26 protein-coding genes are annotated in these 23,638 nt (G+C 69.3%); 16 read left to right on the forward strand and 10 right to left on the reverse strand.

What is annotated here, in order from left to right:
- Positions 1-29 precede the first annotated feature (29 nt).
- Positions 30-818 carry an SURF1 family protein gene (locus ACZ3ZD_RS00340; protein WP_467391933.1) on the forward strand — a complete coding sequence of 263 codons (789 nt, stop codon included), beginning with the start codon at positions 30-32 and terminating at the stop codon, positions 816-818.
- Between the two features lie 34 nt (positions 819-852).
- On the opposite strand, the gene ACZ3ZD_RS00345 is transcribed toward ACZ3ZD_RS00340, so the two are convergent.
- The gene (locus ACZ3ZD_RS00345) at positions 853-2,682 is read right to left on the reverse strand and encodes an NAD-binding protein (protein ID WP_467393223.1); all 1,830 of its coding nucleotides are present in this window, start codon (positions 2,680-2,682) and stop codon (positions 853-855) included.
- A 158-nt stretch (positions 2,683-2,840) separates the two neighbouring features.
- On the opposite strand from ACZ3ZD_RS00345, the gene ACZ3ZD_RS00350 reads away from it, so the two are divergent.
- Complete coding sequence (locus tag ACZ3ZD_RS00350; protein ID WP_467391935.1) at positions 2,841-3,851, forward strand: permease; 1,011 nt, start codon at positions 2,841-2,843, stop codon at positions 3,849-3,851.
- Positions 3,848-4,561 carry a TIGR03943 family putative permease subunit gene (locus tag ACZ3ZD_RS00355; protein ID WP_467391937.1) on the forward strand — a complete coding sequence of 238 codons (714 nt, stop codon included), beginning with the start codon at positions 3,848-3,850 and terminating at the stop codon, positions 4,559-4,561. The genes ACZ3ZD_RS00350 and ACZ3ZD_RS00355 overlap by 4 nt, the downstream gene beginning before the upstream one ends.
- A 208-nt stretch (positions 4,562-4,769) precedes the next feature.
- Here the strand turns inward: ACZ3ZD_RS00355 and ACZ3ZD_RS00360 are convergent, their stop codons facing one another.
- Together ACZ3ZD_RS00360 and ACZ3ZD_RS00365 are read right to left on the reverse strand one after the other, a co-directional pair.
- Positions 4,770-6,836 carry an NAD(+) synthase gene (locus ACZ3ZD_RS00360; RefSeq protein WP_467391939.1) on the reverse strand — a complete coding sequence of 689 codons (2,067 nt, stop codon included), beginning with the start codon at positions 6,834-6,836 and terminating at the stop codon, positions 4,770-4,772.
- 280 nt (positions 6,837-7,116) lie between these two features.
- Positions 7,117-7,809 (reverse strand): cysteine hydrolase family protein, encoded by a 693-nt coding sequence (locus ACZ3ZD_RS00365; RefSeq protein WP_467391941.1) that lies wholly within the window; start codon positions 7,807-7,809, stop codon positions 7,117-7,119.
- A 68-nt stretch (positions 7,810-7,877) separates the two neighbouring features.
- On the opposite strand from ACZ3ZD_RS00365, the gene ACZ3ZD_RS00370 reads away from it, so the two are divergent.
- Positions 7,878-8,390 carry a PadR family transcriptional regulator gene (locus tag ACZ3ZD_RS00370; protein ID WP_467391943.1) on the forward strand — a complete coding sequence of 171 codons (513 nt, stop codon included), beginning with the start codon at positions 7,878-7,880 and terminating at the stop codon, positions 8,388-8,390.
- A gap of 1,600 nt (positions 8,391-9,990) precedes the next feature.
- Here ACZ3ZD_RS00370 and ACZ3ZD_RS00375 read toward each other — a convergent pair.
- The 3 genes from ACZ3ZD_RS00375 to ACZ3ZD_RS00385 form a co-directional block, all read right to left on the reverse strand.
- A complete protein-coding gene (locus ACZ3ZD_RS00375) occupies positions 9,991-10,188 on the reverse strand; it encodes a dehydrogenase (protein ID WP_467391945.1) in 198 nt (65 codons plus the stop codon).
- 215 nt (positions 10,189-10,403) lie between these two features.
- The gene (locus tag ACZ3ZD_RS00380; RefSeq protein WP_467391947.1) at positions 10,404-11,528 is read right to left on the reverse strand and encodes a hypothetical protein; all 1,125 of its coding nucleotides are present in this window, start codon (positions 11,526-11,528) and stop codon (positions 10,404-10,406) included.
- A complete protein-coding gene (locus tag ACZ3ZD_RS00385) occupies positions 11,494-12,381 on the reverse strand; it encodes an ATP-binding protein (RefSeq protein ID WP_467391949.1) in 888 nt (295 codons plus the stop codon). Before ACZ3ZD_RS00385 ends, ACZ3ZD_RS00380 begins: the two co-directional genes overlap by 35 nt.
- Before the next feature lie 917 nt (positions 12,382-13,298).
- On the opposite strand from ACZ3ZD_RS00385, the gene ACZ3ZD_RS00390 reads away from it, so the two are divergent.
- Positions 13,299-13,445, forward strand: coding sequence for a hypothetical protein (locus tag ACZ3ZD_RS00390; protein ID WP_465934818.1), 147 nt, complete (start codon positions 13,299-13,301; stop codon positions 13,443-13,445).
- A 147-nt stretch (positions 13,446-13,592) separates the two neighbouring features.
- Here the strand turns inward: ACZ3ZD_RS00390 and ACZ3ZD_RS00395 are convergent, their stop codons facing one another.
- From ACZ3ZD_RS00395 to ACZ3ZD_RS00410, 4 genes are all read right to left on the reverse strand, one after another.
- Positions 13,593-14,219, reverse strand: coding sequence for a TRADD-N-associated membrane domain-containing protein (locus tag ACZ3ZD_RS00395; RefSeq protein WP_467391951.1), 627 nt, complete (start codon positions 14,217-14,219; stop codon positions 13,593-13,595).
- 352 nt (positions 14,220-14,571) lie between these two features.
- Positions 14,572-14,949, reverse strand: coding sequence for a hypothetical protein (locus ACZ3ZD_RS00400; RefSeq protein ID WP_467393225.1), 378 nt, complete (start codon positions 14,947-14,949; stop codon positions 14,572-14,574).
- A complete protein-coding gene (locus ACZ3ZD_RS00405) occupies positions 14,949-15,377 on the reverse strand; it encodes an ATP-binding protein (protein ID WP_467391953.1) in 429 nt (142 codons plus the stop codon). The genes ACZ3ZD_RS00400 and ACZ3ZD_RS00405 overlap by 1 nt, the downstream gene beginning before the upstream one ends.
- Positions 15,378-15,423: 46 nt before the next feature.
- Complete coding sequence (locus ACZ3ZD_RS00410) at positions 15,424-15,831, reverse strand: NUDIX hydrolase (RefSeq protein ID WP_467393227.1); 408 nt, start codon at positions 15,829-15,831, stop codon at positions 15,424-15,426.
- Between the two features lie 109 nt (positions 15,832-15,940).
- Between ACZ3ZD_RS00410 and ACZ3ZD_RS00415 the strand changes: the two genes are divergently transcribed.
- From ACZ3ZD_RS00415 to ACZ3ZD_RS00465, 11 genes are all read left to right on the forward strand, one after another.
- Positions 15,941-16,729, forward strand: a complete 789-nt coding sequence (locus ACZ3ZD_RS00415) for a GntR family transcriptional regulator (protein ID WP_467391955.1) — start codon at positions 15,941-15,943, stop codon at positions 16,727-16,729.
- A gap of 168 nt (positions 16,730-16,897) precedes the next feature.
- Entirely contained in the window at positions 16,898-17,254 is a 357-nt protein-coding gene (locus ACZ3ZD_RS00420; RefSeq protein WP_053710567.1) for an SCO3933 family regulatory protein, read from the forward strand.
- Positions 17,254-18,630, forward strand: coding sequence for an FtsK/SpoIIIE domain-containing protein (locus ACZ3ZD_RS00425; RefSeq protein ID WP_467391958.1), 1,377 nt, complete (start codon positions 17,254-17,256; stop codon positions 18,628-18,630). The genes ACZ3ZD_RS00420 and ACZ3ZD_RS00425 overlap by 1 nt, the downstream gene beginning before the upstream one ends.
- Positions 18,631-18,663: 33 nt before the next feature.
- Complete coding sequence (locus ACZ3ZD_RS00430; protein ID WP_467391960.1) at positions 18,664-19,284, forward strand: DUF2637 domain-containing protein; 621 nt, start codon at positions 18,664-18,666, stop codon at positions 19,282-19,284.
- Positions 19,285-19,294: 10 nt separating this feature from the next.
- Positions 19,295-19,486 carry a mobile element transfer protein gene (locus tag ACZ3ZD_RS00435; RefSeq protein ID WP_101417899.1) on the forward strand — a complete coding sequence of 64 codons (192 nt, stop codon included), beginning with the start codon at positions 19,295-19,297 and terminating at the stop codon, positions 19,484-19,486.
- A 16-nt stretch (positions 19,487-19,502) separates the two neighbouring features.
- On the forward strand, positions 19,503-19,697 hold the full coding sequence (locus tag ACZ3ZD_RS00440; protein WP_020940615.1) for a hypothetical protein: 195 nt from the start codon (positions 19,503-19,505) through the stop codon (positions 19,695-19,697).
- A 25-nt stretch (positions 19,698-19,722) separates the two neighbouring features.
- Positions 19,723-19,968, forward strand: a complete 246-nt coding sequence (locus ACZ3ZD_RS00445) for a SpdD protein (RefSeq protein ID WP_467393229.1) — start codon at positions 19,723-19,725, stop codon at positions 19,966-19,968.
- 157 nt (positions 19,969-20,125) lie between these two features.
- Positions 20,126-21,406 carry a replication initiator gene (locus ACZ3ZD_RS00450; protein ID WP_467393231.1) on the forward strand — a complete coding sequence of 427 codons (1,281 nt, stop codon included), beginning with the start codon at positions 20,126-20,128 and terminating at the stop codon, positions 21,404-21,406.
- A complete protein-coding gene (locus ACZ3ZD_RS00455; protein ID WP_467391961.1) occupies positions 21,399-21,638 on the forward strand; it encodes a helix-turn-helix transcriptional regulator in 240 nt (79 codons plus the stop codon). The genes ACZ3ZD_RS00450 and ACZ3ZD_RS00455 overlap by 8 nt, the downstream gene beginning before the upstream one ends.
- Positions 21,638-22,867 (forward strand): tyrosine-type recombinase/integrase, encoded by a 1,230-nt coding sequence (locus tag ACZ3ZD_RS00460; protein WP_467391963.1) that lies wholly within the window; start codon positions 21,638-21,640, stop codon positions 22,865-22,867. Before ACZ3ZD_RS00455 ends, ACZ3ZD_RS00460 begins: the two co-directional genes overlap by 1 nt.
- 535 nt (positions 22,868-23,402) lie before the next feature.
- Complete coding sequence (locus ACZ3ZD_RS00465) at positions 23,403-23,570, forward strand: hypothetical protein (protein ID WP_467391965.1); 168 nt, start codon at positions 23,403-23,405, stop codon at positions 23,568-23,570.
- The last annotated feature ends 68 nt before the right edge of the window (positions 23,571-23,638 follow it).

Raw genomic sequence — 23,638 nt, forward strand, 5'->3', positions numbered from 1 at the left:
GCCGGCGCGGGAGCCGTACCGTGGAGGGCGTGTACCGGTTTCTGCTGACACCCCGCTGGTGGGGCATCAACGTCTTCGTGCTGCTCGCCATCCCCTTCTGCGTCTTCATGGGGTCGTGGCAGCTGAGCCGGTTCGAGGACCGGGTGCAGGACCACCGTGCCGTGACCGAGCAGGTGGCGGCCGGCCGCAGGGAGGCCGCGCGCCCGCTGGACTCGATGCTGCCCGTCGACAAGAGCACGGCGGGCCGGCGGGCCACGGCCAGCGGGCGCTACGGCAAGCAGCTGCTGGTGCCCGGGCGCGAGCTGGACGGCAAGCGCGGTTTCTACGTGCTGACGCTGCTGCGCACCGGCACCGGTAAGGCGCTGCCGGTGGTGCGGGGCTGGCTGCCGGGTACGGCGGACGCGGCCAGGGCGCCCGCGCCGCCCGCCGGCGAGGTCACCGTCACCGGGGCGCTGCAGGCGTCCGAGACGCCCGGGGACAACGGGGTGAGCGCGCAGGGCGGGCTGCCGGCCGGGCAGACCTCGGCGATCAGCTCGGGCACGCTGGTGAACCTGGTGCCCTACCGGCTGTACGACGCGTGGATCACCCTGGACAAGGGCGACGCCGGGATGCGGGCCGTGCCCGCGAGCGCGCCGAGCGGCAGCGGGCTGGACCTGAAGGCGTTCCAGAACCTCGGTTACACGGGTGAGTGGTTCGTGTTCGCCGGGTTCGTGGTGTTCATGTGGTTCCGGTTGCTGCGGCGGGAGATCGAGTTCCGGCGGGACGCGGCGCTCGGCCTGGTTCCCGACGAGGACCGGGCACCGGTACCCACCAGCTGACCGGCCCCGGCGCGGGCCCCGGGCGGCCCCCGGGTCAGCGCAGCTCGGCCAGCCCCCGCCGGGTCGCCGCCACCACCACCCGGTCGTCCTTCGTCAGGACGTGGTCGGGGGAGGTGGAGTGGCGGCCCAGCAGGGCGAGGACCCGCCACGAGCCGGAGTGGAAGGCCTCGCGGACGGTGCGGCCCTCCAGCCGGGGATGGCCGTCCACGTCGATCGCGGCGAACAGCAGCACCCGGCGTTCCACGGCGATCGCGCCCAGCACCTGGCGGCCCAGCATCGCCCCGGCGAAGGCCGGGGCGGCGAGGTGGGTGACGCTGCGGCTGCGGGTCAGGGCCTGCGGGTAGGCGGTCCGCAGGGTGCGGTAGACGGCGGTGGCGAAGTCGTCGTCGTACAGGCGCAGGACCACGCGCAGGTCGGGGCGTACGGTCCGGGCGTAGAGCACGGCCTCCAGGTTGGTGGTGTCGGAGCTGGTCACCGCGAGCAGGGCCTGGGCCCGCTGGACCTGGGCGCCCTCCAGGACGCCCTCCTGGGTGATGTCCCCGAGGACGACCGGCACCCGCAGCCGGCGGGCGGTGGCGAGGCCGCGCGCCTCCGGGTCGGACTCGACGCACACCACGGGGATGTTCAGTTCCCGCAGCCGGGTCAGCACCCGGGTGCCGATCTTGCCGAGGCCGAGCAGGACCACGTGCCCGCTCAGGCCGCGCGGGGGCCTGCGCAGGGAGGAGGCGGTGCGGAAGGTGCCGAACGCCTCCAGCGCGGCGGCCAGCAGCAGCGGCAGGAGCAGCAACCCGGTGAGCGCGGAGAGCAGTTGGAGGAGCTGGCGGCCGAGGGGCTCCCGCAGGGCCGGGTCGTCGATCGCGAACAGGTCGAGCAGGGTGACGTAGAAGGCGCGCAGCGGGTGGATGCCGGTGACCAGCCACAGGGCGACGGCGAGGCCGACCACGCAGCCGACCAGTCCGGCCAGGGACCAGCGCAGCCGGCGGGAGAAGAGGGAGGCGAGCGGCATCACGCCGGTCATCCGGCGGGTGGGCGCGGCGGACCGCGCACCGGTCGGGACGGAGACGTGTTCCAGCACCACGGCCTGGCGCCCGGCGGCCTGCCGTACCTCCTCGTCGTCGGGGAGCAGCCGCGGGTGGTGTTCGCCGCCGCCGTCCGGGTCGCCGCCCGACAGCAGGGCGAGGGTGCACAGGCCGGGTCCGGTGCCCGGTCCGGTGCCGGGCTCGTCGTCGCCGGTGAGCGGTCGTTCGACGGCCCGTAGCAGCAGGTCCTCGGTCTGTACGACCCGGCCGGTGCCGGCGACGGCGGTGGCGGCCAGCGCGGGCGCCGCGGTGTCGGCGTCGGACAGCACGGTCGTGGAGGCCTCGGCACCGGCGCCGAGGCCGCCGTCGTCACCGCCGGCGGCCAACGCGGCGGCCTGGTCGAGGAGTTCCTCGATGTGCTGGCCCAGCCGCCGGTTGTACAGGCGCAGGACGAGCCGCAGCCGGGGGTTCAGCCGGCGGGCGGACAGGGCGGCCCGGATGTTGGTCTCGTCGTCGTCGTACACGAGGGCCAGCGCGGCGGCCCGGCCCACCCCGGCCTCCGCGAGCACCTCCTCCGTCAGCTCGGCCGCCTCCAGCACGCCGTCCGTTGCCGGGCGTTGGGGGAGCGGGCCGTCGACGGCCGGCCCGGTCCGGCCGACGGTGCCCACCGCGGCGCTGACCACACGGTCGAACAGCGCCGCCGACGCGGCCCGGGCCCGGCCGACCACGGGGGGCCGGGCGGTGCGCCCGTTCGGCGGTACGACGAGGGTGACCGCCTCGCCGTAGACCCCGCGCAGCTCGGCGGCCAGCCGGTGCGCGAGCCCGTCGTCACCGCACACCACCATGTGCGCCGGCCGGCCCCCCGGGCCCCCCTGCTGCGGAACGCTCGTCACAAGGGAAAAGAGTGCCCCAAGGAGACGCGTGGTTCCAGCAACGTCCTGAACGCCCGTGCGACGGCTCGCGTACGCAGGGGAGGCAGCCCAGCAGCCGGAGGTAACCACCCGTGGCCATCACCGAAGACGCCCCGCCCGGCGCCGACCTGGACCGTCCCGCGCCCCCGCGGGAGCGGCGGCTCAGCTCCCCGCTGGTCCTGGTGCTGACGCTGCTGCTGGCCGTGCTCGCCCAGTCCCCGATCCGCGGGCTGCTCGGCACCCCGGCGATGCAGAGCTGGATGACGGTGTTCGTGGCGGTGACCGTGCAGGCGCTGCCCTTCCTGGTGCTCGGCGTGCTGCTGTCGGCGGCGATCGCCGTGTTCGTCCCGGCGTCCTTCTTCGCGCGCGCCCTGCCGCGCCGGCCCGCCCTGGCCGTGCCCGTGGCCGGGATGGCGGGCGCGGTGCTGCCGGGCTGCGAGTGCGCGTCGGTGCCGGTGGCGGGCGCCCTGGTGCGCCGGGGCGTGACCCCCGCCGCCGCCCTCGCCTTCCTGCTGTCCGCGCCCGCGATCAACCCGGTCGTGCTGACCGCCACCGCCGTCGCCTTCCCCGGACACCCGGAGATGGTCCTGGCCCGGTTCGCGGCGAGCCTGCTGGTGGCCTGCGCGATGGGCTGGCTGTGGCAGCGGCTCGGCCGCACCGACTGGCTGCGCCCGCCCGCCCACGGCGCGCACGAGGGCGCGAGCAGGGGAGAGGCGTTCTGGGACGCGGTCCGGCACGACGTCATGCACGCCGGCGGTTTCCTGGTGCTCGGCGCGACGGCCGCGGCCACGCTGAAGGCCGCCGTCCCGGCGGCCTGGCTGCGCGCGGCCGCCGGCACCCCGCTGGTCTCCGTGCTCGCCCTCGCCGTCCTGGCCGTCCTGCTGTCCATCTGCTCGGAGGCGGACGCGTTCGTCGCGGCCTCCCTCACCCAGTTCTCCCCGACGGCCAAGCTGGTGTTCCTGGTGGTGGGCCCGATGATCGACCTCAAGCTGTTCGCGATGCAGGCCGGCACCTTCGGCCGCGGCTTCGCGCTCCGGTTCGCGCCCGCCACCTTCGCGCTGGCCGTCACGGGCGCCGTACTGACCTCGGTGGTGCTGCTGTGAACCGCCAGGCCCAGGCGGCCGTCCAGTTCCTGCTCGGCGCCGCCCTGCTGCACGCGGGCGCCACCGACCTGTACCTGCGCTACGTCAAGGCGGGCCTGCGCCCCCTCCTGCTGGCCTCCGGCGCCGTCCTGATCGCGGCGGCCGTGGCGACGGCCTGGTACGAGCGCCGCCGCGCCGGCCGGCCCGGCCCGGGGCACACGCACCCCGAGCCGCGCGTGTCCTGGCTCCTGCTGCTGCCGCTGCTCGCGCTGATCCTGATCGCCCCGCCGGCCCTCGGCTCGTACAGCGCCCTGCGCTCGGGTACGGCCCTGCAGAAGCCGTACGCCTACGGCCCGTTGCCCGCCGGCGACCCGGTGCCGCTCTCGGTCGTGGACTACGCCTCCCGCGCGGCCTACGGCCACGGCCGCTCCCTGCACGGCCGCCCGGTCCGGGTCACCGGCTTCCTCGCCCTGGACCGGGCGGGCCGGCCCTACCTGGTCCGCATGGCCCTCAACTGCTGCGCCGCGGACGCCCAGCCGGTGAAGATCGCGCTGACCGGGACGCTGCCGCCGGTGCTGCGCCCGGACGCCTGGCTGGAGGTCACGGGCACGTACGCCCCCCGCCTGACCCGCGACCCGGTCAACAACGGCCCGATCCCGTACCTGTCGGTCACGGCGAGCCGACCGGTGCAGGCCCCGCGGGACCCGTACGACGAGACGTGGAACACCTGAGCCGGGGCGCGGAGTTCAGCATCTCGCCGTTGAGCGGGGGCCGTTGAGCGGGGCCGGCGAGCCGGGGCGTCGAGCGGGGGCCGGGAGGGGGCCTCCGCGCCGCCGGGTCGGCGGGCCGGCGATCCGTCTGGCTGCCGATCCGTCTGGTTGCCGATCCGTCTGGCCGCGGATCCGTCGAGGCAGGGGGCCGTCGAGTCCGTGGGGTCGGTCAGTGGTCCGTGGCCGCGCCGTCCAGGTCGAAGCAGTCCAGGTCGGCCAGCCATGCCCGGGCGTTGCCGTCGGAGGGGGCGCGCCAGTCGCCGCGCGGGGAGAGCGAGCCGCCCGCCGAGACCTTCGGTCCGTTCGGCATCGCCGAGCGCTTGAACTGGGAGAACGCGAAGAAGCGGCGGCAGAAGACCTCCAGCCAGTGCCGGATCTCGGCCAGGTCGTACGCGACCCGCTTGGCCTCCGGGAAGCCGGGCGGCCAGGCGCCGGCGTCCGCGTCGTGCCAGGCGTGCCAGGCCAGGAAGGCGATCTTCGAGGGCCGGAAGCCGTAGCGCAGCACCTGGAACAGGGTGAAGTCGTGCAGCGCGTACGGGCCGATCTTCGACTCGGTGGACTGCATCTCCTCGCCCGGCACCAGCTCCGGGCTGATCTCGGTGTCCAGGATCGCGGCGAGGACCTCGCCGGTCTCCTCGTCGAACTGCCCGCTGCTGACGACCCAGCGGATCAGGTGCTGGATCAGGGTCTTAGGCACCCCGGAGTTGACGTTGTAGTGACTCATCTGGTCGCCGACGCCGTACGTCGACCAGCCGAGCGCCAGCTCGGAGAGGTCGCCGGTGCCGAGGACGATGCCGCCGCGCTGGTTGGCCAGCCGGAACAGGTAGTCGGTGCGCAGGCCGGCCTGGACGTTCTCGAAGGTGACGTCGTACACCGGCTCGCCGGAGGCGAACGGGTGGCCGATCTCCTTCAGCATCAGCCGCGCGGTCGGCGTGATGTCCAGCTCGGCGGCGGTGACGCCGAGCGCGCGCATCAGCCGGTGCGCGTTGTCCTTGGTGTGGTCGCTGGTGGCGAAGCCGGGCAGGGTGAAGGCGAGGATGTCGCCGCGCGGCCGGCCGGCCCGGTCCATCGCCCGGGCGGCGACGATCAGCGCGTGCGTGGAGTCGAGCCCGCCGGACACACCGATGACGACCTTGGGCCCGCCGATCGCCGCGAGCCGCTGCTGGAGCCCGGCGACCTGGATGTTGTAGGCCTCGTAGCAGTCCAGGGCGAGCCGCTCGGGGTCGGCGGGCACGAACGGGAACCGCTCGACGCGCCGGCGCAGCCCGAGGTCGGTGAGCGGCGGGTCCAGCTCGAAGGAGACGGTCCGGAAGTCCGAGGTCCGGGCGGTGTGGGCCCGGCGGTTGTCGTCGAAGGTCCCCATCCGCTGCCGCTCCTGCCGCAGCAGGTCGAGGTCGACGTCGGCGACCGCGTACTGGTCACCGACCGGGAAGCGGTCGGACTCGGCGAGCAGCACCCCGTTCTCGTAGATCATGGTCTGCCCGTCCCAGGACAGGTCGGTGGTCGACTCGCCCAGGCCGGCCGCCGCGTACACGTAGGCGGCGAGGCAGCGCGAGGACGCCGAGCGGCACAGCAGCCTGCGGTCCTCGGCCCGGCCCACGGTGATCGGACTGCCGGAGAGGTTGACGAGCACCGTCGCCCCGGCGAGGGCGGCCTCGGCGCTCGGCGGCACCGGCACCCACATGTCCTCGCAGATCTCCGTGTGCAGCACGAGACCGGGCACGTCCTCGGCGGCGAACAGCAGGTCCACCCCGAACGGCACCTCGGCGCCGGCGACCCGGATGGTGCCGCCCCGCTCGTCGTGGCCGTCGGCGATCTGCCGGCGCTCGTAGAACTCCCGGTAGTACGGCGGGTACGACTTCGGTACGACCCCGAGGACCCGGCCCCGGTGCACCAGCACCGCGCAGTTGTAGACCCGGTTGCGGTGGCGCAGCGGGGCGCCGACGATCAGCACCGGCAGCAGCTCGGCCGACCCGGCGACGACGGTCCCCAGGGCCTCCTCGACCCGGTCGAGGAGGGCGTCCTGGAGCAGCAGGTCCTCGATCGAGTAGCCGGTGAGGCCCAGCTCCGGGAAGACGGCGACGGCGACGCCCTCGTCCGCGCAGTCGCGGGCCTGGCGCAGGACCGCTTCGGCGTTGGCCTGCGGGTCGGCGATGACGGTGTGGCCCGTACACGCGGCGACGCGCGCGAAGCCGTGGTGGTAGAGCGACCAGAAGTTCAACGGTGCTTCCTTCATGCCTGGAAGCCTAGATCCCGTCCCCGCCCGGACACCCGGCCGCACCCGAGCCCCTCCACTCCAGGCACCACCGTCCGCCCGAGCCCGGAGCACTCCACGGCGCTCACCCGGGCGAGGAGGAGGCCAGGAGGTCGATGCCGCAGAGGCCGGCGAGATCACCGGCCACGCAGGTGAGCGGCTCGCGCAGTGCGGCGAGGTCGGCACGCATCTCGTCCGTCCTCGCCCGGGGTCCGGCGCCGCCTGGTGCGGTGTCGTAGGGCGGTATGGCCGGCATACCGCATCAGGCGACGTCCGCCCCGCCCCCGTCCTCCTCCGGTGGGGGCGCGGTCGCGCGGAGACGGTCGGTGATCTCCTCGGCGGTCAGTACCAGCGCGAAGCCTTTGCGCAGGACGGCGAGTTCCGGTTCCTGGCGGGACTCGTCGTCGGTGGCGGTGGTGTCGGATCCGAAGACGACCTTGTACCCGCGTTCGTAGGCCTGCCGGGCCGTGGTGCCGCAGCAGTAGTTGGTGAGGGTGCCCGTAACGATGACCGTGTCGCGGTTCAGGTTGCGCAGCATCGTGTCGAGCGGGGTGTCGTAGAACGCGCCGTAGGAGGGCTTGCGGATCAGGGCCTCGTCGGGGCGGCGGCCCATCGGAGCCCATACCTCGGCCGGCCCCGGGCGGCGCCAGTCGGTGTCGGCGTGGGGGAGGAAGCGCAGGGCGTTCGGCCGGTCCAGTCCGAGATGGGTGTCGTCGAAGATGGTCCAGATCACCGGCACCGAGGCGGCCCGGCAGTCCTCGGCCAACTGTTGCAGCCGGGGTGCCATGCGGGTGGCCGCGGGCACCCAGTAGGGGCTCCACCCGGGGCGGACGAATTCGTCCTGCATGTCGATGACCAGCAGCGCTGTGCGCTCGGGCCGTACGTCGAACGATGCCCGGCCGTGCTCGTAGGCGTCGCGCGCTCGCGCCGCCACCCATTCCTCGGTGTATGCCATACCGCTACCCACTCCGATTCGCGTACCTCGATTCGTTGTACCTCGATTCGATGTGTCACGCTAGCAGCATGCTGGAACTCGCGATCCTGGGATTCCTGGCCGAGGGGCCACTGCACGGCTACCAACTGCGCCGGCGGATAGCGCACTTGTCCGGTCATGCCCGCCCGGTCAGCGACGGCAGCCTCTACCCGGCGATCAACCGCCTGGTCAAGGCGGGCCTGCTCGACCGCAGGGCCGAGCCAGGCGCCTCGGCCGTCCAGCGGCACACTCTCAGCCTGACCGCCGCCGGCCGCACCGAGCTGCTGCGGCGGCTACGCGAAGCCGACGGCCTGGACATCAGCGACAGCACCCGGTACTTCACGGTCCTGGCCTTCCTCTCCCGCCTTCCCGACCTCGCCGACCAGCACGCGGTACTCCGTCGGCGACTGGACTTCCTGGAACAGCCCGCGAGCTTCTTCCACGACGGGGACCGTCCCCTGGGCGCCGAGGACGTCGACGACCCCTACCGCCGCGGCATGCTCACCCTCGCCCGCTCCACCAGCCGCGCCGAACGGTCATGGCTGCGGGAACAGCTGACCTGACGCCGACACGGCGGGCCCATCGACCCCGCGGGGCTCCGTAGGCGCCCCGGACTTCCGCCATAGCGCTGTCGGCCGTGAGACACGGCGCACCCTCACCACGAAGGGCGACGCTCACCGGGACATGGACCACGGCTGCTCTGCCGACCGCGCACCCTGACCGGCCGCCTCCAGCACCGTCCGCGCCACCCGTGAGCCCGCCCCCGGCCGGAGCGAGACCCGCGCGTATGCCTAAGCGGAACCCCCGTAACGCTCAGGGCCGGTAGGGATGCGTCGGAGCCCTACGGTGCCTGAGGACCTGGAGACGGCCCATACGCAGGCCCTCCACAACAGCCAAGCCCCCCACCCGCGGCAGATCGCAGGCAAGGGGCTTGATCAGTGAAGCCCTACTTCTTCTTGCCCTGGGTCTTGCCGGGGATCTTGGTGAACTGCGTTTTCGCTGCTCGGAGGCGGAGGGCTCGTACGCCTGGTGGTCGTCGTTGGTCGTCAGTGGCCACTGTCGAGCGACCTCGGACGGCCCAGAGACGGCCCAGCTCCGCCGTACTCACTTGACGGCCGACACCCTCGATGCGCCTCGTCTGAACCTTAGTCGGCGACAGCCAGCCACGACGGCGGGTGCGCCGACCGACCACGCACGTGTGTGCCTCGCTGCACTCCCACCGGCCTTGGCCACGCTGCCCATGCCGTCGACCAGAGCGAGCCACGACGGCCGGGCCGCTATGACGGTGCTGAGCAGCTTTTGGGGCTGGTTCCGGCACTGACGTGGGCGGACGGTTCTCGCCGGCCTTCACCTCAAGGGTGCTGGCGGAGTGGTTTCACAAGTGTGTAACAGCGAGGGGGACTTGCAGCTTCTGCCATGAGTCTCAGAGCAAAATTCTGAACGGAGCGGCTTACACCAAACGGCATGTCCATGCACGAGCCACTCGACCAGGGCCAGGCCAGGCTTCTGTCCGAGACTCGCGGATATGACTATGGGTCCCTGGCCTCTCTGTTTCTCGCTGCCCCTGCCAGGGCGGGAAGCTCTGACTGCCTGAACTGGAGACCGCCATCTCCGGTCCGATCGAAAGGACTATGTGCGATGGCCAGCACCATCGACCCGTGATCCGCGGGTTGCTGATCACGCTGAGTGGATCAGCGTTGATAGCAGCCGCCCCCTGGTGGATCACGGCTTTCCTGCTGGGCCTTCCACTGATCGTGCTAGCTGCGATCTTCCTGCCGGCCGTGTGGTCGCGCAGGCCCGCTCGAAGGCGAGCCGCACGCCTCCTTTCCGAACGCATCCTCAGTACGTTCGGGAGGGGGCGCTGATGATCCCTACGCGATCAGGCCGTGCGCCGCCGTGCTAGTCCGAGCCCTGCTGCTGTGATTGAGCAGCAGGGCTCTCTGTGTCAAACGATCGCCAACTTGTACCGACCGCTGAGTCGCTGCAGTACCCGAGGCGGTCAATGCTGTGCTGTCCCACCATGACTGAGGACCACTCGCGTGCGACCACTGCTTTAGGAGTTCGATCTACCCTCGGCCTGGTCGGGTTCGCCTCGTGCACCACTGCCGTGCGCGGGTGCCGTGTGCCGCCGCCGTCCGGGGTCGTTGATGTCAGCGTTGGATGTCAGCGGAAGAGCTTCGGCATCGGGCAGGCCTCCAGCGGCTCCTCCGGACGGTCGTCCCAGCGCCACCAGGCATGCCGACCGGTACACCTCCACAGCGCCCGGCAGCTCCGCCGGCCATCGTCCTCCCGATCGACGAGGACGAAGCCGCCGAACTTCATGGGCTGGCTGCACTCGGGACAGTCCGGGGCCTCGGTCATGCAGCGCACCCTAACGGAGCGACCGCTTCGTCCCGAACGCGATGAGCCCCGCTGTGACCTTCGCTTGGGGGTCATCTGACCAGTGCCACTGCTTCAGAGCAGTCCACTACCGTCCGGGAGCGTCTTGGCGTGCGTGGCTGCCACGCGTGGCTCCCCGTTTGGCCCCCATCCCCGCGCGACTGGACCGGACCGGCACCGCCCACAATCCCATCACGCTAGTCCGCCGCGGAAGGCGCATGCGGCGCTAGCTCGCCATCGCGTGGAGACGGGACGGTCGCGGCTTGCTCCTCCACGACATCCTCGTCATCAGGCAGGAGCACGGTCGGTGTCGCATTCGGATGCTTGCGCACCAGGTATTCCAGAGCATGCTCATCCGTGGACTGATAGTCGAGCCTATCCCGGTAGAAGTGAAGCCGCTGCTTACACTCCTGGATAACTTCGCTCCACTCGCGGACCCACAGTCTTGTGTTAGCGCCAATCGCGCTAGCTTGGCCTGGGGGCAGGTGAGGCTGACGCGTAAGGCTCCGCAAGACGTCATCCATGGAATTCCCGATGAGCCAGAAGTCCCAGTTCGCCTCGGTGCTCCGAAAGCGTTCATCCGCGATGACGGTGGTTGCATATTTCACAAGCTGGGCATACTCGGCCATTCCCAGTCTTACGTTGGGGCGCTTGAGTTCTACGACCAAGTGATGAGGTTTTTGTACCCAAACCGTCGTCTTCGAGAGCATGAGGTCGACTCTACCGGCGTGCCCGTCCAGGAGACGAACATTAGTGTCTTCGGGCTCAGGCACCCTTAGAATCGAAAGGTGCTTCCGAAGAACTTCCGAGAGTCCGCGCTCACTGACCATGAGCGAATATTCTTCACCAAAGACCCAAGCCTCGTTTTCCAGGATCTTATGCAACTGGTCCCGCTCTCGCGTCACCTTTTTCGCTTCGGTGTCGAAGAGTAGTATCTCCAGGGCGCGAAGGAAATCAAGACGGTCAGTAACCTCTGTGGACGTGCGGATCAAAGAGGTCAGACTTGTACGCTTCAGTAGAAGTCCAAGCTCCTCTTTTTCCTGACGAGTCAAGGAGAAAAAGCGCTCAAGGATTTCCGGTGTGTGATCTGGCTTCGCCGCAAGTGTCTCCTTCAGGAGACCCAACGTCGCCCTTCTGGCGTTACGAGCCTTAGGGATATGCTTCGCGATAGTCGTCGCTACCGTATCGAAGGCTTCCCGCTCAGTGATCTCCGTCGGTTCTGTAGCCTCTCCCTCGTAGGGGTAGACCTGCTCCCTCTGCCACTCCTGGACCTGCTCCCGGCGACGGTCATCGACCCTGCTCCGAAACTGGGGAATCCTCATCCCAGTCGACGAAAGCCAGATCCTGCGGCCTATCCTCAAAACCCTGCCACGACAGATAGGCCGTGAAATTGAATCCTGGTGCCTGAATCTCCGGGCGGAGCTTCACCAAGGGCATCCGCCTTGAGTCGCAAAGCGCAAGCTCGCGCGTTACACCTTTGCGCCACTCTATAACTCTGAGTTCGGGAGCAGGGAACTCGCCGACTTCGTCAAGATTGTAAACGGCTGAGTGGACTTGCACCTGCCCAGGATCAACCCGCGCACCATCGTATGTCACTGATGAGTCCGGGTAGGTTTCGAGATACAGAGCAAATTCCGTCGTCAACGCTGAGAGCACCCTTGAGGTGTTCAGCAATCGATCCAGATTAGGAACTGCCCCCCACGCCTCGACTGTCGTTCCGGTAACCTCATCAGTTAACCCGAGCGTATCAATGCGATAGTTTCGCATCGCTGTACGATCGGCCTCAATGACGGTCTTAACTTTCCCGGCAACGCCCTTACCAATGGTCGTCCAGCGCACGTGCTGCCCGAGCGCAAATGCGCGCACGCGACCCTGGCCATTTCTCCCATGCATTGCCCGGTGCTTATCCAGGGAAACCAGGGCAGTCTTCTTCCATGAGCCGCCCAGCTTATCGAAATAGGAGGGGCAAGATTCAGACGGCATGCCATGACCGTCGTCCGAAACGAGCACCTTGCTGACGCCGTCGAACTCATTCCGCTCGATATCCACGGTGACGGTAGTCGCGTCCGCGTCCAGTGCGTTCCAGATAAGCTCGATCACCGCACCGACTGGATCGTTTAGCTTGGCAACGCCCTCGACGTGGTCCTGTTCGACCCTCAGCGTGATGCTCCCCATGGCCCCTCCCCTGATGGTGCATCGAGCGGCACCAACCCCGCGTCGACTACAGTCAGTATCGGCACCATGACGCCCGTTGTGAACACCACGATCACCTGATTTTGGATCACATCGCTGCGGCTCACCTTGAGGTGCTCAGATCGGCACCGTCGAGCGGGCCGCATGAACCCCAGCTACCGACAGCTAGCCACGACGGCGGGCGCGCCGACCGACTAGGTGCGCGTATGTCTCGCCGCACCCCAACCGGCCTCGGCCACGGTGCAGTGCCGTCGACGGGAGCAGCCACGCCGGCCGGGCCGCGGAGGCGAGTCGGAAGGGGCGAGGTGATCAAGCCCGATGACACGGAGGTGCCGCCGCCCCCGGTGACGGTCCCGGCGGACGATGAGGAGCCGCCCACCGCCGCGTAGGTTTGGCCCGTTCACGCCGCCACTGCCCCGGGGCAGTGGCGTTTTGGCAGCTCACAGTCCAATTCACCGTTTAAACAGCCGCATTGGCGATTGGTGCGCTATGCTCGTCGGCGTGCCCCAGGTGGGCGGAGCTGCGAACTCCCTACTGCTTGGGCACTAAGCAAGATTGCTTTTCCGTTCTTGGCGACGTCCGCATCTTCAGGTGCGAACTAGTCAGTGGGTGGGCTGCTGAGTGGGCTACTGAGAGGCCCGCTTATCCGATGTCGGCCAGCCGTAGCGGTATGTGATCTGGGCTTATTTGCTAGGCCTCACCCGGCTAGCGCTACCTTATTACTACGTTAACGATCTACGGCAGGGCTTCGGTCATGCCGCCTGAGATACCCGGCGATACGTCGGACGCAGGGCTTCTCAGTTCGAGCCACTTCATCGTGGTCGAGCTGACGAATGCCCTGCGCAAGAGTCCCGGCTCGGTCACTCGAACGGAAGGTACCGAGACCGTTGGACGGGGCCATGACGCTCGCCATCCTCGCCGTCTTCGGCGTTCTGTCGATCTTTCTCTACGCCCTCAAGGGCTTCGTTGATCAGCTGCCCGAATTCTTCGCGTCCATCCGGCGTGCCTGGGAGGCGTGGCAGGAGCTGAAGCGCGCCCGGAGGTAGGTAGTCCAGCGGGAGGGATCCGCAGGCCCAGCCGTCCGCGTAGTCCCGTTCCGGGCTCCCGTGAGGTCTCTCGCCTCACGAGAGCCCGCCCCGGGCCCGGGGCCGGCCAGCGCACTAGCATCCCCGGGGGCCCTGGCCTAGTGCTGCTCAACCCAAGGAGTCGCCCGGCTCGATCTGCTTGGACTGCTGGTCGGGAAGCAGCCGGTTGACCATGGTCTCGGGCTGCGCGTCCATGCCCAGCGCCTTCAAGGCAGCGGCCGAGTGTAGGCGGTCCTTGGTCTGCGGATCCTGGACGCGGTCGATGAAGGTTGTCGCCACTTCGAGCTTATGATCGATGTCGATCTTCCTCTCGTTGTCCTCGGCCGCCTTGGTGAGGTTGGTCATCGTGCGCTTCGAGTGCAACGCCAACGCACCGCCACCGACCGTGATCAACGCGCCGGTCAGACTCGTCACAAGTGGCAGGTAACTGAGGTCAGGGTTCCCAGCGTGGATTAACGCGAGCACGGCTCCGGCCAGGATGACCAGCGCCCCGCCGGTCATGAACCACACGCTCAGCCGGAACGTCCACTCGGCCTGCTTCAGCGTGTGGTTCAGGAAGTCGAAGTGGAACTTCTGCCGCCGCTGGGCCAGGCTACCGCCGAGCTCAACATTGTGTTGGTAGATGACGTTACTGATGACACCGCTTTGCACCACTCCCTGCTGTCGCTGCTCGAACACGGCGCCGCCCGTGGCCTCGGACTTCGAGGTGCCGTCATCGTCTGTGTCGTTCGCCATCCCGGCCCACCCCGCTTCACCGCAACTGACGCCACGCCAACTAGTGCGAGGGTAGCGCCAAGTAGAAAAGCTTCGGGTGCAACGGTAGTTCTGACAGGTAAGAGTCGCACGGGCTACAAGCTCCCTCAGCACGGTTAGCGGAACATGCCGTGCCAGTCTGCCAGTCGTGGAGCCGACCGCCCCAGCCGCGGAGTACCCCTTCTCTGGCGTCAGGCGGCTGATTGCTCTGAGCGCGGCACGGACGCCGGCCGGGCTGGAGCGGGGCGGAGACAGGAGCGCAGGCCCGGCCGGGGGCCGGGCCGCGCGCGGTGAGCGGAGCGAGCCGCCTTGAACCAGTAGAGAAAGTTGTAACTCAGTCGCTCGCGTGGGCCTTGAAACGGTATGCGCACGCCGGTAGTTCGGCGCCTTGGCGGTGAGCCAGCGGCAGGAAAAGCACTGGTCGGATAGTCCACGTGATCCGGGTCCTGGCGTGGGCGACAGACACTGTGCACGGCTCCGCCCGCAACAGGGCTCGTCGGGTCTCGATGCGGCCCTCGTACAGCCACTCCCACGCCGCATCCGATGCGTCCGCGTCAAGTGACGGTGAGATCGTGCGGAGTACGACCGCTACCCAACGGTCCGCTTGCGGCGCGGAGTAGGCATCGAAGGATGCCAGCAGTGCCGGCGGCCACTCCTCGGTCAGGTCCTCGGTCCAGCACTCGCACCAGTAGCCCCGCTGCGGTGGCCTCATCAGCACGGGTGGCCTCCCCGCCGGGCGTCCGCGTACAGCTCCGCGGTGACCGTGTGGCCCTGGTCGCTGTCGTGCACGACGACCCGGTGAGCGATGACGCTGACCATGCCCAGGCCCCGGCCGTGCTCGGCGTCCTGGTCCTGAGGCTCGACCTTCGGGGCCGTCCTCGTACCACCGTCATCCGTGACGGAGACCGCCACCACCTGAGCGGAGACCGCGACGGCCAGGTGGAAGCTGCCGTACTCCCGACCGCTCGCCGTGTGAAGGATCGCGTTCGAGCTCAGCTCGCTCACGATCAGTTCGGCGTCCTCCGCTAAAGGGGAGCCGCTCAGGATGTCACGGGTCCATCGACGGGCCCGGCTCACCTCTTCCGGGAATCCTGGGCAACTCAGCCCCCAGACCCGAGCTGTACTCATATACTCGTGCATACAAGTTCCTTTACGCTGGTAGGCCGCCATGTGCAGCGGGTTCGGGCTAGACGAGTTTCACGCCGTCGTGGGCGCGGATGGCCGGCGGGGTCGTCGCGTCGAGTGCGTCCAGGACGCGGATCGAGTACGCCTCGTCGGCAAGCTCGGTGACCTCTTCGCGGGTGGCCCAGCGCAGCGCGCGGGTCTCGTCACCGGTGGTGGGCACACCGTCGGCGGCTTCACAGCGGAAGACCAGCGAGACGATCAAGCCCTTCATGTTCTTGTAGACGCCGGTCAGAGTCGCGGGAAGTGCGATCTTGATTCCGGTCGCTTCGAGGACTTCGCGCTGAAGAGCTTCCGGGATGGTCTCCTCGCGTTCGAGGACACCGCCCGGCGGCTCCCAGTGACCGTTGTCCCGGCGCTGGATCAGGAGGGCCCGGCCCTGGTCGTCCACGACGACCCCGGCGACGCTCACGGAGTGCGGGCGTTCAGTGCTCACGTTCCTCGGCCCTCTCGGCTGGCTAGGCTCTCCACCGTAGCAACATAACTCGCCCACTCGTCTAGATACCTAAAGGAGTACTCACGTGAGCCCTCTTCCTTCGGGCCTCCTCGGTGATCTCGACCCCACGAGCGATCGTGCGGTCTTCCGGCAGATCGCCGACCAGCTGCGCGACGCTATCGACCGTGGGCGATTCCGCGAGGGCGAGAAGCTGCCCTCCGAAGCCGAGCTGGTCGAGCACTACGGCGTCTCACGGATGACCGTGCGGAACTCCTTCTCTGTCCTCACGGGCGAAGGCCTGGTGCACGCCGAGCACGGTAAGGGTGTCTTCGTCCGGCCGCGCCCCCCGGTGCGCCGGCTCGCCTCCGACCGGTTCGCCCGGCGCCATCGCGAGCAGGGTAAGTCCGCCTTCATCGTGGAGGCCGACGCCGCAGGCAGTCATCCGACGGTCGACAGCCTTGAGGTTAAGGAGGAGAAGCCCAGTCAGGACATCTCCGCCCGGCTCGGGTCGGTGCGGCGCGTCCTCGCTCGTCGGCGCCGGTATCTCCTCGACGGGCGGCCGGTCGAGTTCGCGACCTCCTACCTCCCCCTCGACATCGCCCGCGGTACTCCTATCGCCGAGCCCAACCCGGGCCCCGGCGGCATCTACGCCCGCCTCGAAGAGCTGGGGCACCACCTCGACCACTTCGAGGAAGAGATCCGCGCCCGCATGCCCTCGCCCGCAGAGGTCAAGCTCCTGCACCTGGCGGCCGGCGTGCCTGTCATCCACCTGATCCGGACCGCCTTCGACACCGAGGGACGTGCCGTCGAGGTCTGCGACACGGTCATGGCAGCGGACGCGTACGTCCTGGCGTACCAGCTCCCGGCGACCTGATCCCCGGGAGCGGCGGTAGTGCGCGGGGACGCTTCTCCGAACTCGTACACACCGACACGCTTACTCGTATAGACGAGTGGGCAAGTTGTGTGTCAAGGTGATCCACGTGACCCGGAGATCGGGCTCACAGATCGACTCTTGTATAGACGAGTAGATAGGGGTAGTACCTTGCGCACCATCCGCGTTGAGACCTCCGCCGCGACGATCCTCCTCACGGAGGCTCCGGAGCCGAAGGTCCGTGACCGGCAGACCGGCGAGATCGCCAAGGACGCGACCAGCGGCGAGGCACTGATGACCATCGGCGTCGTCTACATCGAGGACGGTGAGTCCTCGCTCATCAAGGTCACCGTTCCCGAGGGTGGCGTCTCCGAGGGCCTGATCCTCGGCTCGCCGGTGTCGCTGCCCGGCCTCGTCGCCCGGCCGTGGGAGTCCGTCTTCAACGGCCAGCAGCGCCACGGCATCGCCTACCGGGCCGCCGCCGTGACCCCGGCCGCCTTCCCGGCCGTCTCCGGGGCCGCGGCCTGATGCTTGACCTGACGACGCTTTTCGAAGTGGGTGGTCCTGTCGCCGCACTCGGCGGCGGGGCCGCCTACGCCCGGACCAAGCACCCGGCGGCGTACTCGTCCAGGGTCGGCCTCCCGGCGTCGACGGTCCGGCTGCTCAGCTCGTACGGCTCGGTCATGGAGGCATGCGGCCTGACCGTGGCGCCCTCCCGGCTGCGGGTTCTTGCCGTCAAGGCCATGACCCAGCGCGAAGTGCGGCCCGTGCCGCCGCGCCGGGGCATCATCCGGCCCACCACGACCGGACTGCGCATCCGTCTCCGCCTGGCGCCGGGCCAGGAACCCGCCGACTTCGCGGCCTCCGCCGAGCGGCTGCGGCATGCCTGGGGCGTTCACGCCGTCTACGTCACCACCGTCAAGCCGGGGGTCGTCGACCTGCGGCTCGTCGGCTACGACGTCTTACGGCGGGTGCGCATGCCCCGCAAGGTCGCGCACGGTCCCCTCAAAGTGCCGGTCGCACTGCGAGAGGACGCCACACCCTTCATCCGGGACTACCGCACCATCCCCCACCAACTCACCCTCGGCGCCACCCTGTCCGGGAAGTCCATGTACCTGCGGCATCTGATCGCCGGACTCGCCTCTCAGCCCGTCGCCCTGGTCGGCATCGACTGCAAGCGGGGTGTCGAACTGGCCCCCTTCGCACCCCGGCTCTCCGCACTGGCCACCGACCCGGAGCAGGCGGCCGAGCTGCTGCCCGTGCTGGTCAACGAGATGGAGCACCGGTACGACCTGATCAAGGCCCGGCAGGGCATCGCCCCTGGCACTCCGGACGAGGAGATCACCTCCGACATCTGGGGCCTGCCCGACGACGAACGCCCCGTGCCCGTCGTCCTGTTCGTGGACGAAGTCGCTGAACTCTTCCTCGTCGCGACCAAGAAGGACGAGGGACGCCGCGACGAGATGGTCACCCAGCTCATTCGGCTCGCCCAGCTCGGCCGCGCCGCCGGCATCTATCTGGAGGTCTGCGGGCAGCGCTTCGGCGCTGAACTCGGCAAGGGCGCCACCATGCTCCGCGCCCAGCTCACCGGCCGCGTCTGCCACCGCGTCAACGACGAGGCCTCCGCGAAGATGGCCCTCGGCGACATCGCACCGGAAGCTGTCCAGGCAGCCTGTTCCATCGCTCCCGAACGGCCCGGCCTGGCCGTAGCGGGCGACACCACCGGCGGCTGGTCCCGCATCCGCACGCCGTACCTGTCCCTCGGGGACGCTGCCGAGACCTGCCGCGAGTCGGCCCACCTGGTGCCCGACCTGCCCGCGCTGAAGCCCTTCCGGCCCGACGTACCCGTGCGTCCGGTCGAGACCGCGGCCCCGGTCTTCCTGCCCCGCCCGGTCACCGACTGATTCCCTCCGCTCGACTCCGGAAGGAGCCGCATCATGCGCGCCCGCTTGGCCCGCGTCGACGCGGTGCTCGTCCAAGCGCTCATCGCCGCCGCACTGTCCTTCGCCCACCTGCATGACGTCGCCGTGGCGGCCGGACAGGACGGCTGGAAGGCCTGGGCCTACCCCGTCTCCGTCGACCTGCTGCTCGTCGCCGCCTGGCGTCGACTGCGCTCCGGTACAACCAAAGCGGCGGCCTGGTGCTGGTTCGTCGTCGCACTCACCGCATCTCTCGGCGCCAACGTCGCCACCGCCGGCCTCCTCGACCTCGGCAACGTCCCGGCCTGGCTGCGCATCCTCGTCGCGGGCTGGCCCGCCGTCGCCTTCCTCGGCGGGACCCTCCTCGCGCACACGGCGCCGAAGACGGGCCCCGGTGGGGAGGTCATCGAGGACCAGGAGGACGAGCCCGAGGCCGCGCCCGAACCGCTTGCCCACCCCACCATCGAGGCACCGCCGCAGCCCCCGCCCGTACCCGTGCCGTCCGCTCTGGTCGCCCACGCCCGCAAGGTCGCCGCCGAGCACCACGCCCGCACCGGCGCCCCGATCGACACCCCGACCCTGCGCGCCCGCCTCGGCGTCCCGGTGCTCATGGCCGAAGCCATCGCCGCCCACCTCTGAGAGGAGATCCATGGCCGCCAACCGCAGCTTCCGCAACGTCACCCGCATCGGCCCCGTCCAGGTCGGCACCGCCTACGACAACCGTGGCCGCGAGAAGCACACCGCTGCCTGCACCGCACCGCGTTGTGGCTTCTCCGCGGACTACGACAGCCGGGCCGCCGCCGAACTGGCCGCCCGCACCCATCGCTGTCCCGCCCGCTGAAAGGAACCCGACCACCGTGACCGTCAGCCTGCCGCTCGTCGTCGTTCTCGGCTTCTTCGCCTGGGGAGCGATCAAGTTCCTCGGCGTCCGCACCTGGATCGTCGTCCTCATCGCCCTGTTCGGCTTCTGGCTCTCGCACACCTTCCTCGCGCCCGCCATCGAGTCCGGCACGCGGTCCGGCGTGGGTGTCGTAAACGGCTCACATGACTAGACGAGTAGGCAAGGAGAAGCCCGCCGTGTTCCTGCCCAAGTACCCGGACAACCCGACCCCGCCGCCGGTTCACACGCACGCCCCGACCGACCAGGCTCCCGCCCGACGCGCCCTGCCGTCGATCTCCATCGACCAGAAGACGGTCGCGGCCGTGGTCGTCGCGGGTGTGGTCCTCACCGCGCTTCTGGCCGCCGTCGCCGTCACGGCCATCTCTGTAGCCATCGCCGCCGTGGTCGTGCGCTCGCTGCTCCACGAGCACAACCGGCGCTGAGGCGCCCAGACCTCCGGGGCGGCGTGACACGGCCAAGCATCCGCCGCCCCGGTGGCCCATCCCTCCCGACAGTGCCCGTCAGAAGGAGACCGCCATCTTCGCCCGCACCACCCCGCCGCCACTCCCGGAACTCTGCAACCTCGCCGCCGACGGCACCCTGCCGGGTATCCTCCGTCAGCTCTCCGGGCTCGGCGGCTGCACGCACCCCATCCGGCTGGACGGCCACCGCACCGAGTACGACGTCGACACCACGACCGGCGAGATCGGCCGTGTCCTCCAGCACCTCGACTCGACGGCCCTCCCGGCCGGCCAACTCCTCGTCCGCTGCAACAACCGTCGGACCACTCGCTGTCCGGCCTGCGCCGAGGTCTACCGCCGCGACACCTTCCACCTGATCACCGCTGGACTGCGCGGCGGCAAGGGCACCCCGGAACACGTCGCCGCCCACCCTCGCGTCTTCGCCACCTTCACCGCCCCCGGCTTCGGCCCGGTCCACAACCGCCGCACGGACGGCCGCTCCTGCCGCTGCGGCACTCACCACGACCAGGACGACGACGCCCTTGGCACACCGCTCGCCCCGGACACGTACGATTACGAAGCAACCGTCCTCTGGAACGCGCACGCCGGACAGCTCTGGCGGCGCTTCTCCATCTACCTCCGCCGAGAGGCCGCCAAGCGCGCGGGCCTGTCACAGCGCCACTTCCGCCAGCACGCCCGCGTCTCCTTCGCCAAGGTCGCCGAGTACCAGAAGCGCGGAGCCGTCCACTTCCACGCCGTGATCCGCCTCGACGGCCCCGGCGGCGGCGACACTCCGCCCCCGGCCTGGGCGACCGCCGAACTGCTCACGGACGCCATCGAGGCCGCCGCCGCCAAGGTCCGCGTCGACGGCCCCGTCATCGACGGCCGTGCGCACACCTTCGCCTTCGGCCGACAGCTCGACGTGCGCACCATCCGCTCGGCCGACTTCGACGGCGGCCAGGAGCTGACCGAGCGGGCCGTCGCCGCCTACATCGCCAAGTACGCCACCAAGGGCGCCGAGACCGCCACGGGAGCTCTCGACCGCCCGCTCAAGTTCGTCGCCGAGCTCGCCCAGCTCGACATCAGCGAGCACGCCCGCCGCCTCATCCGAACGGCCTGGACCCTCGGCGCCCGCAAGGACCTCGAACACCTCCGCCTGCGCGCCTGGGCTCACATGCTCGGGTTCCGCGGCCACTTCTCCACCAAGTCCCGCCGCTACTCCACCACCCTCGGCGCCCTCCGCGACGCCCGCGCCGAATGGCGCCGAGTCCAGGCAGCAACCGACGAACGGCCGACGGGCACGACGTACGTCCTCGCCCACTGGGTGTTCGCCGGCACCGGTCTGTCCGACGCCGAAGCCTGGCTGGCCGCATCCCTCGAACCCGCCCCCGGAACCGAAGGAGAGCCCACCCATGGGTAGCCGACGCCTCGCTGTCGCTGAAGTGGCCTCCGGATCCGGTGGCCTGCCGTCGAGGTACCTGACTCCTGACGACCTCGTGGTGATGTTCGACCTCCCCAGCGTCGAGACGGTGTACCAGTGGCGTCGCAAGCGCACCGGTCCCCGCGGCTTCCGGGTCGGCCGGCACCTTCGCTACGACCCTGCGGACGTTCGAGCCTGGGTGGAGTCCCTGCGTGAAGGAGCTGCCGCCTGATGGCCGGGCACATTCAGGACCGGTGGTACCGGACCGAGACTGGCCCGGACGGGAAGGTGCGCAAGGTCAAGACCGAGCGTTGCGGGTCCGGCCTGCGCTATCGCGCTCGCTACGTCGGCCCGGACGGCACGGAGAAGTCCAAGAGCTTCCCCGACCGTCAGAAGCGGCTCGCTGATCAGTGGCTGGCGCACATCGAGGCGGACATGGCGCGCGGGCAGTACATCGACCCGCGCGCGGCCCGGATCACCTTCCAGCAGTACGCCGAGGAGTGGGTGACCCACGCGCCGGACCCGAACACTCAGGCGTCGATGGAGTCGCAGCTTCGGTTACACGCCTACCCGTACCTGGGTTCGCGCCCTCTCGGCTCCTTCCAGCCCGCTCACATCCGCGATTGGGTGCGGCAGCTCCAGGAGAACGGCGTCCGTGGCTCGTATGCCCGGACGATCTACTCCAACGTGCGTGCCGCCTTGAGCGCGGCTGTGGACGACGGGCACCTTCCCCGGAATCCCTGCGCCGCTCGCTCAGTCCGTCCACCGACTGTGGACAACAAGCGCGTCGTGCCCTGGACGCCGGAACGGGTCTTCGCCGTCCGGGCCGGCATGCCCGAGCGCTACCAAGCCATGGTCGACCTCGGCGGGGGCTGCGGCCTTAGGCAAGGCGAAATCCTGGGCGTGGCCATCGACGCGATCGACTTCGAGTCGGACACCCTCCACGTGGTCCAGCAGCTCAAGCTGAGCCGCAGCAAGCCAGTCTTCGCCCCGCCGAAGGGTGGCAAGCTCCGGGACGTACCGCTGCCCGGCCCAGTCGCCGACGCTCTCCGCGCTCACATGAAGCGATTCCCACCGGTAGAGATCACCTTGCCGTGGAAGGTGGCGGACGGGCCTCCGGTGACCAAGCGGCTGATCTTCACCGGTCCGCGCGGCGGGCACGTCTGGCGTACGTCGCTCAACGAGGAGGTGTGGAAGCGGGCCCTCGCCTCGGCCGGCGTGATCCCCGAGCGGAAGCCAGGCGGGTCGTACGCCGAATCGCGCGAGAACGGCATGCACGCCCTCCGCCACTTCTACGCCTCGGTGCTCCTGGACGCCGGGGAGAACATCAAGGCCCTCGCCGAGTACCTCGGCCACTCGGACCCCGGCCTGACCCTCCGCGTCTACGCGCACCTCATGCCGTCCAGCCAGGAGCGCACTCGCAAGGCCGTCGCCGCCGTCTTCGGCGAACCATCAGCGTAGCTTTCAAAACACTTTGTCACGAAACGAATTGGCGACACCGCTTCATTTCACCACACTTCATGAAACGTGATTCACGCCTGGTTTCGCGATTACCGAATCGTGCTCCCTGGTCGGCAATCACAAGCTCCAAAACGACATCGATTTCACGTTTGGTGATCCTGAATCCTGTCCGCGTGATTCGTCGGAGATGAATTTACTGACGGCAAAACCGATCCAACGCCCGTTTGCAGCCAACCGACGCGCACCTGGACGTCGAGCAGGCCTGCCACCTGCACATCAACGCCTCACGTGGCGAGGGAGACGGCGCAGGCAAGCCCCTTCGCACGTATGCCAGCTTCATCCGAGAGCCGACCGACACCCCTTATAGGGTAGATATAACACCCCTGAGCTGACGTTTTGTTAGTAGCCGCCCGAATGCTCTATGGTCAAGCCACTAAACAACGGAGAGGCCGCCCGGCCAGGGGCAGCCTCTCCTCTCCATCACGCAAATATTGACCGAGAGCTGGTGCAACACATGACGTATATGGAGAAGCCCATGGTGCCACGTCCAGGCCTCCGCATCGACCTCACCCTCCGCGATCTGCCGTTCCCCTACATCGGCATCGGCGGAGCAGGGATCGGAGCTCGGGCGGGAACGGGCACCCTCGCTGCAGCAGTGCTGGCGTTCCTGGTGTCGTTCCGCGTGAAGGTCAGCCGCATCTAGGTTCCACGGCCCAGAGACGGCCCCGGCGCAGCAACAAGCCCCCTACCAGCGGACAACCCGCAGGTAGG

This window comes from Streptomyces sp. NPDC023481, from assembly GCF_055560195.1.

Coding starts and splice junctions, on each gene's coding strand:
- ACZ3ZD_RS00400 (WP_467393225.1), bottom strand. CDS start 14,949: ATGAGGCCACCGCAGCGGGGCTACTGGTGCGAGTGCTGGACCGAGGAC.
- ACZ3ZD_RS00425 (WP_467391958.1), top strand. CDS start 17,254: ATGCTTGACCTGACGACGCTTTTCGAAGTGGGTGGTCCTGTCGCCGCA.
- ACZ3ZD_RS00365 (WP_467391941.1), bottom strand. CDS start 7,809: ATGGCATACACCGAGGAATGGGTGGCGGCGCGAGCGCGCGACGCCTAC.
- ACZ3ZD_RS00375 (WP_467391945.1), bottom strand. CDS start 10,188: ATGACCGAGGCCCCGGACTGTCCCGAGTGCAGCCAGCCCATGAAGTTC.
- ACZ3ZD_RS00405 (WP_467391953.1), bottom strand. CDS start 15,377: ATGCACGAGTATATGAGTACAGCTCGGGTCTGGGGGCTGAGTTGCCCA.
- ACZ3ZD_RS00460 (WP_467391963.1), top strand. CDS start 21,638: ATGGCCGGGCACATTCAGGACCGGTGGTACCGGACCGAGACTGGCCCG.
- ACZ3ZD_RS00430 (WP_467391960.1), top strand. CDS start 18,664: ATGCGCGCCCGCTTGGCCCGCGTCGACGCGGTGCTCGTCCAAGCGCTC.
- ACZ3ZD_RS00385 (WP_467391949.1), bottom strand. CDS start 12,381: ATGGGGAGCATCACGCTGAGGGTCGAACAGGACCACGTCGAGGGCGTT.
- ACZ3ZD_RS00370 (WP_467391943.1), top strand. CDS start 7,878: ATGCTGGAACTCGCGATCCTGGGATTCCTGGCCGAGGGGCCACTGCAC.
- ACZ3ZD_RS00435 (WP_101417899.1), top strand. CDS start 19,295: ATGGCCGCCAACCGCAGCTTCCGCAACGTCACCCGCATCGGCCCCGTC.
- ACZ3ZD_RS00455 (WP_467391961.1), top strand. CDS start 21,399: ATGGGTAGCCGACGCCTCGCTGTCGCTGAAGTGGCCTCCGGATCCGGT.
- ACZ3ZD_RS00390 (WP_465934818.1), top strand. CDS start 13,299: ATGACGCTCGCCATCCTCGCCGTCTTCGGCGTTCTGTCGATCTTTCTC.
- ACZ3ZD_RS00360 (WP_467391939.1), bottom strand. CDS start 6,836: ATGAAGGAAGCACCGTTGAACTTCTGGTCGCTCTACCACCACGGCTTC.
- ACZ3ZD_RS00395 (WP_467391951.1), bottom strand. CDS start 14,219: ATGGCGAACGACACAGACGATGACGGCACCTCGAAGTCCGAGGCCACG.
- ACZ3ZD_RS00465 (WP_467391965.1), top strand. CDS start 23,403: ATGGTGCCACGTCCAGGCCTCCGCATCGACCTCACCCTCCGCGATCTG.
- ACZ3ZD_RS00345 (WP_467393223.1), bottom strand. CDS start 2,682: ATGGTGGTGTGCGGTGACGACGGGCTCGCGCACCGGCTGGCCGCCGAG.
- ACZ3ZD_RS00380 (WP_467391947.1), bottom strand. CDS start 11,528: ATGAGGATTCCCCAGTTTCGGAGCAGGGTCGATGACCGTCGCCGGGAG.